The following is a 13,184-nucleotide window of genomic DNA, read 5'->3' on the forward strand; positions in this document are numbered from 1 at the left end:
ATATATAATGTTGTTATCATCTCTTTGTTTTTTCTATGATTATCATGTGATTATTGTAATGACTTGTCGCTTCCGAAAGACTCATGACAACGCCCTCATAACCACCTTCTGGCAGAATAGGGCTCTCACATTGGCTGGACACTCATAAATCTGCAACTTACTCGAAAATTCATGAATCCCGTGGATTGACACAATCTCACAGCACAAATTGACCCAGTATGACCTTGGTCACGTTATGGATCTTGATAAGTTGCGACCTATGATTTCTCTTCCGCTTAGCCATGGCCTTATGGTCATTTTTGTTATTAACACTGTTAGAATAACCTTTTTACTCCTCTTCCGCACGTGATGGGTGAAAGCCGTGGAATTTATCCCGAGGGTCTAGGGGGCACCTGCGTGTAAATCGTGTCCGTAAAACCTAATGCGGCCAAAATGGCCGCCACCGATTGGGTATGAACCGCCGGAACAAAGAGTTGACGGGTCTGGGCATCCAGCGGCACGACAATCAGTCCGCGCAGATGATGTAACACCTCCTGCCCGGTGGGCCGCGCCAACAGACCGCGAGTCGGCGTGGGAAGGGGCGGGGCCTGCCGGGCCCGACGTTCGATGAGACTGAGCACCAACGCGGCGAGCAAGAGCACATAACCTAGGGCTTCCACCCGTTCCGGCTTGTGCACATAGAGCGCATCCACAAAGGCCGGGTCTTTTAAAAAGCGAAAACGGTGTTCGATGACCGTCTGGCCTTTGTATTCTTCGAGTAATCGGCGGGCATCAAAGGAGGAGGCCGGCAGATTGGTGATTAAGACAAACGTCGCCGCCCGGTCCTGTGCCGCCTGCACGCGTTGCGCATCGACTGCCCCAATGGTGGGATGGACCCGGTATACCGTGGTGGTAGCCGGTTCGGAGGCATCGTGGCGGGGACGCCCGCGGGTCGTGCGTTTGGGGACCTGCGTTTCCGCGACAACCGTCGCCTCGACATGATGCCATTGGGCGGTGGCCCGCCAAGCGGCCACGGCCGCTTCGGCATCATGAGCACAGGCAAACACGGTCTCCGCGAGGCGAGTCGCCGCCCGGGTTAACTGGTTATGGGCCCGTTCGACCTGGCGGGCAATGGTGTGAGCTTTCCGCTCAGCTAGATGATCAGAGCGATAAACCACGAGCCGATAGGATCGGCCCTCAATTTCGCCGGTCTGTTCGGCAGCCGCATAGGTGGCCGCATCGGCCCGCTCCCCGATTTTGCCGAGGGGAACCCAGGCGTTGGCCGCCAAGGCGGCCGTCTTCGCATCGTGCGCGGCTCGAAATGTCTCCGGACAACGCGAGAGAAAGCGGAGTGAACGGTCAGCCATTGCCTTTAAGTTAGGACCTGTGATGAGAGCGGAATCGGCCACGTAGACCAGTTGTTGCAGTTGCTGAGGCGAAAAGTAATCGTCTAAGGCCGCAATCATCTCGGCATTGAGGGTTTTATCACTCAGATTCCCGTCTTGCACCGTGCCTACCACCGGAATGCCTTCTCGGGTCCCCAACAGCGTCAGGAGAATTTGACGCAGATCGGGACGATGATCCTTGGAATGGCCATAGGTGGGATGCACTCCGGTCTCGGATCCGGTGTCCGGATACGTGCCATAGACCGAGCGGGTCGTACTATCCCAGTGGACAAACACCGGACTATCGGGCGTCCACACGTGGTCGTGCAAGAGCGCTCGCGTTGCAACGGCACTGAAGACGGTGGCGCCACCGGCAGCGGCGACTTTATCCAGAGCCCGTCCGAGGGCATCATCCGTAAAATCGGCCGCGGTGCGGCCGGATCCAAACAACAAGGGCACATCGGTTAACTGAAATTGCTCATGGACGCGATACAGAGGTCGACGAGCGGTCAGCAAATTGACGACGAGCGCGAAAATCCGTTCGCCGGGCGACAGGTGGCAACGCTGCGAATCCCACGCAACGGTCTGATTTATGGCCTCGACGAATCCAATTTCCTCACAGAGGGCTCGGATGACCGGTCCAGCCCCCACAACAACAGGTGTCGGCATGGGTGTGTTCATAAGAGATTACTTCGCCACGCGATACCCAATCTCCTTTGCGATCAGCCCAAAAAAAATAATTTTTTTTGTTCCCGCCACGTGCGGAAAGTAAGTTTTTATATTGTTACAAACAAATTTTATTCCATCTATCTATTATCCTTACATATTCCTTTGGATAATCAAAGACCTTAGTCTTTTCCTTATCCTCTTAGGTTTGCCCCAACGATCAACAATTTAAGATCAAGTGCCCAAGCGGTTTATCCGAAACAGCGACAAATCATCTTCTATTGTCTCTTGCATCACCATATGAACAAGCCATTGACCAACCAGCGGTGCATATTTAAAACCGCGACCCGAGAATCCCGCTCCTATAACAATCTTTTGAGTGCCTGGCCAATAATCAATATAAAAATTTTGATCCGGTGTGATACTCATAATACACGGCTCATGATGGATCAAAGGAGCCCGGTCAATCCCGGGCCAAATCGGCCTAATTTGGTCATTCACCGTCAGAATGTCCTCCACCGATATGGCACTACCGGACTTCTCATCCGCTTTTAGCAGTATATTGGCAATGATTTTGGTTCCCCCCTGATTCTGGGTCTGTGGAAAAAATGCAATGCGAACTTTTTCGCGGAGGTCAATGTTGACCATTGAGGCGAGAGGTAACAAGGCTTTAGGAACCCAGAGCATTAGCTGACGAGACAGAGTGATAGGAAGCCCCAAATCCCATTGAGATACCCACGGCCCGGGAGTCACAATCGCTCGGGCCGCCATATAATCAGTTTCTGCGGTGTTAATCTCAACATGATCCGAATGGGCTTTAACTGCTAGCACCTTCTTATTAAATTGCCATTGAATATTGTGCTCCTGTCCCCAGGTTATCAGGGCTCTTATGAAAGGTTCTACCTGAATGATTCCGGCACTTTGTTCCTCAATTCCCACCACATGACGGGAAATGGATAACTGAGGAAAGCGTGAACGGAGGCTAGAGGGTCCCAAGATTTTACAGGGAACTTGCAAGTTCTCAGCCCATGTTTGCAGTTGGGCTATTCGGGGATCGCCTTCATCAAAAATTGTCACAGCCCCCTTCACGTCCAGAAGATGGAAGGGAGCAAATGCCTGATCCATAGACCGCCATAATTCCCAGGTTCTTTTTATCCAAGGCAAATACTGTCTACTCGGTTCTTGATAGATATATTCGATGGCGCGGCTCAGACCATGAGATGAACCGTAACGGTGCGGGGGATGATGCTGGTCAAATGCAATGACGTGCAAGCCTTTTTGCCGTGCCCAATAAGCCGCGAAAAGGCCGATTATTCCGGCTCCAATAATCGCCACATCAAATCCTTTGTTCGTCTTCATCATCGTCACCCTGTCCGACATGGATAGTTTTACTCGGCTCTGTCCCTAGCCACAGCCTTCGACATAACCGAAAACATGTACTCCCGCCTACTCTAACATCCGCGACATCTTCAGACAACGCGGAGTCCTTCGTCGTCATTTCTGCGTCTCCAACGATAGCCCTATTCAACCGGCACTGCTGCCAAAAGAAAGACGATGACGCGCCGAATATCTCTGGGCGCTCAAAGGGATTTTAGTTTATCATGAAATTAATGTCGTCATTTTAGAAGACATGGAGGAAGGCGTTATGTCAGACTGGACGTTTCTCACCAATCATTCTCAGGTTCTCTTGTGTTTGGCTCGCAATGACAAGAACCCGTTGACGGCCAGAGAAATTGCAACCATTGTCGGTATCACGGAGCGGGCGGTTCAAAGAATTCTCGACGATTTGGAAGAGGAGGGCTATATTAGTCGGTTTCGGGACGGTCGACGTAATCGTTGCGAAATTCATCCTGAACTCCCCATGCGCCATCCTGCCCAGCGCGGACGCGCCGTTAAAGATCTGTTGGCCATCTTGGCCCTATCCGAAAATGGTCACGAACTGCCGTTGCACTATGCGCCTAGGGAAGAATAAAACATCCATGCCATAACGCCGTGGCGTGACTAGAGGGTAGCACATATTTTTACGCCAGCAAGAGAGACCGAAATAGGCAGCAAATCTCTCGGATTTTCTTTAATCGGCACGATAGGTGCCCCCATAATTCATTGTTAATGACTTGGGATTATAAGAGTTCGCAGGAAAATCCCCTGAAAGACCAAAAGAACGCCATATCCCGCGAACTCTTAACAGAACCCGACTAAGACGTCAAGAGCCAAGACATCAGAACAGCGAGAGCCTAAGTTCCATGACCCCCCAGGGCCTTTATTCAACGTGTGATCTCGAGAGCCTCAACATTTAGCTTCTCATACTGCCCACTGCTTCGAATGCGCCAATAGGTACCGTCGCCGGGATCTCGGGCAACGACATATATCCATTCATTCACCACCAAGCGTGCGACCGACGCCTGACGCTCAAGAACTGCTACAATCCGAGAAGGCGGGGATTCGATAATCACGAGAAGCCGCATAGGCTCATGACGCAATTGGGCCCCATCCATCACAGATTGCCGAGGGAGACCAGTTTGCAGATCACTCTGACTTCCTTGCATGACGCCAATGAGTCCGACAACATTTTGAGTGACTTTGCTGCCACTGCCATATCCGGGGTTGTGACAAGTCGAAAAGTAGTATTCCATATTGATCCAATACGCAACAATCATGGGGCCCGTCATGATGGCCTCCAGCGATTGTCCTTCTGCATCCTCTTCGAAATCATAGGATTGCAAAAATACGCGTCCGTCCAAATTGATGTCCTCAGTAAGGGCACGCCGACCAATAATCATGGCCGCATTACCCGCTAATCCCCATTCCGGCTGCGTCTCTGCCCAATTTTCACTGCGATACTGAACCGTTTGCACCGCGCGGGATCCGTCAGGTCGACATAACGCTCCCGGCAGCGTTAGACACCGTTCCCGCGCATTTTGCACTCCCGCCTGATGTAACGCCTGGCGCAACTGGATAAATTCTTGACGATGTGAATGCGGAACGGCGTCCTGATCATAAAGAGTGACCTCATCAGTAGTCGTATTATGCTCTCCCGCCAAAAATAGCGTATCGTCCGGTATCATAAGACCTTGCTGCCCGAGCAATCGGCGAACATCTGGATTATTGGCCATCGTAGCGAGAGCCCTGGCATTAGCGCCTCCATGGTGTCCTCCAACGGCACCACAATTCAGAGCACTGGCATAGGGGTTATTTTCCGAATGGCTGCCATGCCCCATAAATAATACCAAACGGCTGAAATTCCGTGTGATTCCCATCACACTCAGGGCATTGCGGACCATCTGCGCTTGTGCTTCCAGGGAAAAACCTTGTGGCATGCCCTGAGCACTGTGAATGGGATCGCGGCCCCTTGAACCGTGTCCAAGGCTCAAAAATGTTTTAACGGGGGGATCCAGCCGTTCCCCAAGCCAACCGCGAACTTGACCGCTAGCCCGGGGCCACAATGTTTTGCTAACAGCTTTTACTCCCCATGTCCAACCGCTAGCCTCAATAAATGTGAACGGCGCCATCAAATTGTACTTCAACACTGCAATGAGATGCTCCAGCCACTGCTTTGCCCAGAAAAAGCTCATATGCCGCTTGATGGACTTAAATTGGCCGGGCTGGGCTTCTTCGACGATTAGGGTATTCGATGACAACAAGGGCGGATAAAGATGGCGCTCCTCATGTTCCGAAAACGGACGAAAGCGAATAGGCACTCCAAAAAATCCAGCCGTTCCCAGCGTCTCATAAGGTCCCATCTCTTCGAGATGGCGACGAAATCCTTCCGAGCGCACATCGATACAAAATACGATATGGGCTATCGGACGATCCGTCTGAAGCCGTTGGACCGGTTTTGGCGTGGCCGATAATCTTTGTAACAACTTATGCCGAAAATGCTCCTCAAAGGCTTCAAGCCATATTTGGGCACGGGCCTCATCGTTAAAGAGCTTAATCCACCAAAGCAGTTCACTGAGGTCGCTCGTTGATAACTTTTTGACCTGGTCGAACTCCAAATGTAGGTCCTTGACGACACGAAACACGTGTTCTACCTGGCGGAATTGATCATAAATCAATCGTTCACGGTAAATTCCCGATGCAAGAAATTGCCATTCTTTCTCTGGGGTCTTCTGACGCCGACGGTCTGTCCCTTCGCAGTGTTTGGCCAACAGGCGCTTCAAAGAAGGCGATGCCAACCAGGCTGTCCCTTCCCGTCTATTTTCTCGGCGGACATAATATTCGGCACGATGTTTATGAAAATAGGTCGTGATATCAGGAAGAGATCCTTTTATGCCCCATGTCTGAGCACAGACAGTCTCGACCAAAACCGCTTCATAGAACAGGCGAATCGCTAAATACTCTACAAGATTTGCTGGATATTTCGTTTGCCAGATATAATCGGATTGGGCGGCACGCCATTTAATGAAGCTCGCCCACCCAGGAAGCTGACCCAAATGACGGGATAAATATGCCGTCCAGTGTTCCCGAGCAATTCCCAGTTGCGTTAAAAGGGCGAGCAAAGCTTTCTCCGCGTCGTCAGGCAACTGCTGAATTTTTTGTGAAAAGTCACGAATCCCAAAAATCCGTCCCCAGAGATCGCGAGTGGCCAGTTCCTTCCACGTTTGATATAATCCCTTTTCTCGGCCGGGCATAGGCCAGGCCGCCTGACCCTCATCTAAAAATGCTGCACACCACTTGATAAGTTGCGCATTAATTTGCTCCACGGTATCCGTGTTAAGAAGGCTATCGCACCATTCTCCAAGGGTCATCTTCGGACCGATTTGATGGACATCGTCTTCTATGATTTGGGAAAAGACCGCATCCCATTTTTGCTCTGCAAAATGATGAAGGAAATCGTCGGCTGCGTTCTCTTTTGCCATGTCTAGCGAAAAAGAGGATGTTCGGGAGAGCTTGTCAACTAGAACACTCCAAAGCACGTTATCATTGTCTCCCGCAAGGTGTTGATTGTGACCAGTGGCTGAATCCCGATTCGTACCCTGTGGACTCCCGAGGAATGAAGAATACGAAACGGGGACATATTGATCGCTAAGAGTCAAAAACAATCGGCGCATCCATTCACGCAGTCCCATGGTGATAAGCCGCGGTGTGCTCGCTTCGCGACCTAATTCTTGGGACTGACGATGGTGCCACACTTCTAACGCGCGGTCAAGATCATCATCTGTGATGCGTCCGGATTGGTAAAATTCGCGAAATTGGTACTCAGAAAGATAACCTCGTCGTCCTAAGAGTTCAAAGCCCTGTTGCACTGCCTCATGAAAAGGTCGGTCATCCAGACCCATTAAGGGATTGCGGGCAATGAACGTGCGTATCGGCCATAAAGGTGCAATGATTTTCGCCGCCTCATCGACCATAGGGCCAACCGGGTGATAAATATCATCTTGTAACGTGTCCCTCGTTGTGGTCTTGATTGTTGACCCACCTTTCCTTACTGGATTTGCCATCGGGTTGCCCATGGTGAACCGGCCTATTTTTGATACCAAAGCATTGACATATGAAGTTTATGTCGTGAATAATAAATCGTGATTATTATAACGAAGTAGCATAGCGAGAGGCAAGTACCGAGCACGCACCCCGGTCTTACGTCTCAGGCCAAGGAGATGGTGGCATTTTGGTTTCTGATATATTGTGGCAATGGGCCCATATTCTTGCGCTGATGATTCCCGTGTCTTTATTTGTGGCTATTGCCGTTCTGCGTCTAAGCGTGACACGGTCTAACTCTGCACGGTATCCCATTGCCTTTGCGGCGGTGGTTCTCTCGTTCATCCTATCGTTTGCAGTTTTCCTGGGTACCATTAAAGCCCCGATCATCATCAACACATCTGTGTCTCTTCATCGGGTCCTCGTTTTGCCTTTTGGATTTTACATCGACCGGCTGACAGCGGTCATGCTCTTGTTAGTAACTTTAGTGAGCATGCTCGTACACATCTATGCCATGCGTTATATGCGCGGCGAAAATTATGTTCACCGGTTTATTCCAGCTCTAACCGTGACCACCTTATCCACGGTGATGTTGGTTATGGCCAATAATCTTGTTATGCTTTATGGCTTCTGGGTGCTCACGGGGCTGTCGGTTATCTATCTTGTATCTTTAAATTGTTCGACCCCTTGGTTCTCGTGCCGGGCCACACGCCGCATGCTCGCAACATACGTGCTCGGTGACATAGCTTTCGGGCTTGGAGTCCTAGCCATCTCGGTAAGCTACGGCACGGCAAATGAATTTGCTCTTTTTCACCTTCTCAGATCGTCAAAGACTCAACCGGTACCCGTGTTATCTCTCTCGAGCTCCGCTCTTTTAACCATCTCTACCCTGTTAATCTTCGGCGGAATTATGGCGCGCACGGTACAATTTCCTTTGCATGCTTGGCTTGTTGACACACTGGAGGCCCCAACACCAGTTTCTGCTTTGATGCATGCCGGAGTTGTGAACATGGGGGGATTTTTGCTAGCGCGTTTGAGCCCCTTGTTTATACTTGTACCTTCGGTGATGTCGATTATCTTTTTCGTGGGTTTTTTGACAGCATTTTATGGAACCAGTGTGATGTTAACCCAAAACGACATAAAACGGAGTCTCGTGTTTTCTACGGTAGGACAAATGGGTTTTATGGTCATGGAAGCCGGTCTGGCTGCCTATGCCTTTGTCATTTTCCATTTAGTAAGTCATGGCATCTTCAAAGCCACGATGTTTTTAGGATCGGGTAAAGTGTCCCATCCCCATTCCAATTCGCCAGAGCGGTCCGTATCATGGTCCATTTGGTTTTTAGGGTTAATCTTTCCCGCCATTGTGTTTTACGGCATTTCTCACATCACGGGGCAAGCCATCATAGACTGGCAGCGCCAAGGCATTTTGTTGTTGTTTGCTTGGGCGGCTATTACACAAGCGACCTTGGGAATTTTTCGCTATTCCCGTTCATGGAGACAGACGCTATCGCTTTCCATAATATTAGCTCTTGTCGTCACAGCTTATCTCACCGCTGTCAGCGCCTTTCAGCGTTTTCTTTCAGCGGCCATTGCCTCACCCTCCCACTTTGGATGGCCAGGCGGATATGGCATGCTGGTACTCATGGTGGTAATTCTTATCATCAGCTCATTAGCCATCAAATTTCCCTTATCCCAGCTCTCCACTGACAATGCGTTTGCCTCCCACATTAACGAACTCAAAAAGACGTTATATGTTTTCTCTGCCAATCAATGGTATATCAATGAAGTGAGCCGCCCGTTACGATTCGTCACGGCGAGATTGCCTTTAGGTCTCGGCCCGCATCTTGGCCGGCGGTCATTAACCTTATCGTCCGTCTCATCTGGCAAACTGGGGTCGGGGACGCACGCTGAGCCCCAGGAGGAACACGATCAGATATCAGGACTCAAATCCCGATAAGCAATGCAGGCCTTTGGCTCTCCGGGATCAAAATGGTCGTACAGCATACCGGTCAAAATTATTGGCATGATAGAAACTTTTATTTAAGTTTCTGGAACTTTTATCCACAGAGGTTTAATAACGCGCTATACTATAAGTATAAGGAATGAAAGAAAAAGAAAAATTGGGAGGTGAAAGACTTATGCGCTGGTGTAATATCGGTCTTATCGTGTTCGGTGCGGTGATTGGGTTTGATGTCTTAGCGATGGACCCTCTCCATCTCTTGTCCTATGAGATTTTGGGTCTTGTCATATCAGCGGCTATCACTGTCTTGAGTATCATGGCCATTATGGATAAAAAGCCTTTGATGTCGCGAAGCCTCTGGCGTGCGGCACTGGGAGCTTTATGGATGGTATCTCCGTTATACATTGGATTTGTACGTTCTCCCTCGATGACGATTGTGACGGTAATGGCGGGCATTGACGTGATTAGTGTTGCCCTTTGGCAGTCACTGCGGCTGTCTCATCATCGAAAACAAGATTTTACCGAAAATGCCGCCTAACGCGCGCACAAGCAGACGATACGAAAGATGATTTATTTCTTCGTATCCTCTTTGCTTGTCCCCCGCTCAGTGGGGTACAAGATGGTAATCCGATCCTCGTCTATCCCCCTCACATATAGTCTTTAGCCGCGTTAAACACAGTTTATGACCATTGAGCTGTCTTGGTTTTCTAGTCTGTTTTAACCCTCTTTATTAGAAAAATGGCCAAATCTTTTTTGATATGCTATGAATGGTAATGAATCACAGCTACACTATAGGAGGGGTTATGCTTCATGGATCAAGAAGCCAAAAAGAAAAGTCTACGCATGATTACGTATGGCCTTTATATTCTCACGGTGAAGGATGGTGAGGAATTAGCAGCAGGCACGGTCAACTGGCTCTCTCAAGCCTCATTTACGCCTCCGCTTATTATGGTTGGAGTCAAAAAAGATAGCCACTTACACACCTTAATTGAAAAAACCCAAAAATTTGCGGTTAGTGTGCTGGCACAAGATCAGAAAAATATTGCCTCAGACTTTTTCCGCCCCACCCAGGTCGAAGGAGGTCAATTGAATGGCCATCCCTTTGAATTTTCACCTGATTATCAGTATCCGTTGTTAACCGAATGCCCCGCGTGGTTTGAAGCAAAAGTCACAGCCACCGTGCCCGGAGGCGATCACACGGTTTATGTCGGGGAGGTTACAGACGCCGGAGTCCGGCAAGCTGACGCGATTCCGCTTGTGATGCGAGACACCGGATGGTTTTATGGCGGTTAACAACAGGTCCGATAATGACTCGGACCTGTTATTGTTTCTTTCGGATTGTTCCTTTCAGACACAATAGATTTCCATCTGACGCCAAAGGAGGGCTTATCGACCATGAAACTCGACACCGAGCACCATCCGGCCATTACCCCTGAGTGGCTTGAAACCTTTTCCGAACGGTATCACAAAGATCCCTTACGCACACGTGTCGCTAATGCTGTCCAACAACATGGTATTCAAGCGGCTGCCCTCAATCCGCAACATATCACCGAGATTCCCTTTACCTTTTCCCATGAAATTTCTTCTGGGCCCATCACACATCAGCGTCAAAGTGGTCGCTGCTGGATCTTTGCAGGGTTAAACACCCTACGGGTTCCGTTAATGCGACAGAATAAAATTAAAGAATTTGAAATCTCCCAAACCTATTTGATGTTCTGGGACAAATTAGAAAAAGCGAATTATTTTTTGGAAAATATTTTGGAAACATTAGACGAACCCACAGATGGCCGTCTTATTGCGTGGCTTTTGCAAGCTCCGGTGCAAGATGGTGGCCAATGGGATATGTTGGTCAATTTGATTCAGAAATACGGTGTCGTGCCCAAATATATCATGCCGGAAACGTTCCATAGTAGCCAATCCATGCTGATGAACCGCTTATTAACACTTAAACTCAGAGAGGACGCCTTTATCCTGCGGGAAAAATACCGGGTAGGAGAAGACAGTTCTCAACTCTCCGAACGCAAGATGCAAATGGTTGCGGATATCTATCAGATGCTGGTGCATTTTTTAGGAGAACCGCCCCGGAAGTTCACCTTTGAATTCCGTGACGAGGACAATCAATTTCATCAAGACGTGAATTTGACGCCCCAGGCATTTTACGACAAATATATTGGGATTGATCTTAACCAATATGTCAGCTTAATTCACGCGCCAACAGCGGATAAGCCGTTTGGACGAACTTATACTGTCCAGTTCTTAGGCAACGTCAAAGGAGGGCGTCCCGTTCGCTATCTCAATGTCGAAATACCCGTCCTGAAAGAGGCTGCCAAAGCTCAGATACTAGACGATGAACCCGTATGGTTTGGTTGTGACGTGGGCAAGATGTCTGACCGAACAACGGGGATTATGGATCCGGATCTATTTGATTATGGCCTCACTTTAGGGGTGCCCTTCACCATGGACAAGGCAACCCGTCTGGAATATGGAGAAAGTCAGATGACCCATGCGATGGTTCTGACCGGCGTAAATCTTATTGAGGGCAAACCGAACCGCTGGAAAGTCGAAAATAGTTGGGGCACTGAACCCGGCAACCAAGGATTTTTTGTCATGAGTGACACGTGGTTTGATGAATATCTTTATCAAGTCGTCGTTCACAAAAAGTACTTATCAGACGAGCTGCTCGAAGCGCTGCATGATGACCCGATTGTATTACCCCCATGGGATCCTATGGGCTCGCTAGCATATTAACTGTTAGCAATTCGTGGAGCCGTAACCCGCACGGCTCCCTCTTTCTTATACCCTTATTTCGAATTAGGGCGGTTCCAAAACGCATGATTGGCTTGATCCCGAGCTTCCAACGCTTCGAGGCGTTGTTGTAATCCTGGCGTCAGCGCTGCAACTTGGCGAATAATATAATTAATCAGGACAAATGGCGCGGCATAAGAATCAAACAACGAGGCACTAGCCACGGGCACCACAACCACCGGATCCGCCAAATGGACTGCGGGCGATACCCAGCGATCTGTAAAGGCCGCCACTTGGATATTTTGTCGCCGCAAACGTTCCAACCATGTCACTAACGATAAAGGATACCGTGGAAAAACCCAGGCAACCACCAGTGAATCCGGATCCGGATCGAGACCAAAAGTCTCCCAGACAGGCGTATTTGGTGTCGCCATTTCCACCCCGTCTTTGACCTTGCTTAAGAAATAGGCAGCATAGGGAATAATTGTGGAGGATGCCCGGGCACCAGCCAGAATGACTCGCTTTGCCGAGGCAATGGCTTTCGCCATGGCTTCGACATGACTGTCCGCCATGAGATCGGGAAGACCTTCCAAATTTTGAATTTCCTGTTCCACTAATAAATCTTTCTGGCCAGCCCATTCAGAATGGACATAGACGGCCCGTTCCGGCGTGTGCCACTCTTCTCGCACCAGCCCTTGTAGCGTGCGCACAAAGTCGGTAAATCCGGAGAATCCCATGGCGACACTAAAGCGAGTGATGGACGCTTGGCTGACGCCAATGGCATGCGCTAATTCACTCGCTGTCATAAATGATGCTTCCCGATAATGTTCTGAGACGTACTCCGCAATCTGCTGATTAATTGATGATGTTTGTGCTGCCGCTGCGACTTGTGCATGGAATGTTTCCAAGGTGATAGGCTTTGTCCGCACCATGTTGTCTCCTAATGTGTTTGTCAATGCCGTAATTCATCCGCATCTATTATAGAGAGCAACATCCTTAGCAGCAATCACCACATGATAATTTCCCGGAAA

General features: G+C 49.5%; 9 protein-coding genes. 5 read left to right on the plus strand and 4 right to left on the minus strand.

What is annotated here, in order from left to right; all coding sequences use genetic code 11:
- Positions 1–368 precede the first annotated feature (368 nt).
- Together AOA63_RS06570 and AOA63_RS06575 are read right to left on the minus strand one after the other, a co-directional pair.
- Entirely contained in the window at positions 369–2,033 is a 1,665-nt protein-coding gene (locus AOA63_RS06570) for an IS1634 family transposase (RefSeq protein ID WP_053960636.1), read from the minus strand.
- 231 nt (positions 2,034–2,264) lie between these two features.
- The gene (locus AOA63_RS06575) at positions 2,265–3,392 is read right to left on the minus strand and encodes an FAD-dependent oxidoreductase (RefSeq protein ID WP_206742815.1); all 1,128 of its coding nucleotides are present in this window, start codon (positions 3,390–3,392) and stop codon (positions 2,265–2,267) included.
- A gap of 283 nt (positions 3,393–3,675) precedes the next feature.
- On the opposite strand from AOA63_RS06575, the gene AOA63_RS06580 reads away from it, so the two are divergent.
- The gene (locus AOA63_RS06580; RefSeq protein ID WP_053958953.1) at positions 3,676–4,002 is read left to right on the plus strand and encodes a helix-turn-helix transcriptional regulator; all 327 of its coding nucleotides are present in this window, start codon (positions 3,676–3,678) and stop codon (positions 4,000–4,002) included.
- A 292-nt stretch (positions 4,003–4,294) separates the two neighbouring features.
- Here AOA63_RS06580 and AOA63_RS06585 read toward each other — a convergent pair whose 3' ends face one another.
- Positions 4,295–7,471, minus strand: coding sequence for a DUF2309 domain-containing protein (locus AOA63_RS06585; protein ID WP_171822633.1), 3,177 nt, complete (start codon positions 7,469–7,471; stop codon positions 4,295–4,297).
- A 167-nt stretch (positions 7,472–7,638) separates the two neighbouring features.
- On the opposite strand from AOA63_RS06585, the gene AOA63_RS06590 reads away from it, so the two are divergent.
- The 4 genes from AOA63_RS06590 (at position 7,639) to AOA63_RS06605 (ending at position 12,156) form a co-directional block, all read left to right on the plus strand.
- Entirely contained in the window at positions 7,639–9,405 is a 1,767-nt protein-coding gene (locus tag AOA63_RS06590; protein WP_053958955.1) for a proton-conducting transporter membrane subunit, read from the plus strand.
- A 181-nt stretch (positions 9,406–9,586) separates the two neighbouring features.
- Complete coding sequence (locus AOA63_RS06595) at positions 9,587–9,946, plus strand: hypothetical protein (protein WP_053958956.1); 360 nt, start codon at positions 9,587–9,589, stop codon at positions 9,944–9,946.
- Between the two features lie 272 nt (positions 9,947–10,218).
- Positions 10,219–10,701 carry a flavin reductase family protein gene (locus AOA63_RS06600; protein ID WP_053958957.1) on the plus strand — a complete coding sequence of 161 codons (483 nt, stop codon included), beginning with the start codon at positions 10,219–10,221 and terminating at the stop codon, positions 10,699–10,701.
- 102 nt (positions 10,702–10,803) lie between these two features.
- Positions 10,804–12,156, plus strand: coding sequence for an aminopeptidase C (locus AOA63_RS06605; RefSeq protein ID WP_053958958.1), 1,353 nt, complete (start codon positions 10,804–10,806; stop codon positions 12,154–12,156).
- 53 nt (positions 12,157–12,209) lie between these two features.
- On the opposite strand, the gene AOA63_RS06610 is transcribed toward AOA63_RS06605, so the two are convergent.
- Positions 12,210–13,085: a MurR/RpiR family transcriptional regulator gene (locus tag AOA63_RS06610; protein WP_242848285.1), complete on the minus strand. Its 876-nt coding sequence runs from the start codon at positions 13,083–13,085 to the stop codon at positions 12,210–12,212.
- Positions 13,086–13,184: the final 99 nt, after the last annotated feature.

Source organism: Sulfobacillus thermosulfidooxidans (assembly GCF_001280565.1).
Taxonomy (GTDB): Bacteria; Bacillota; Sulfobacillia; order Sulfobacillales; family Sulfobacillaceae; genus Sulfobacillus; species Sulfobacillus thermosulfidooxidans_A.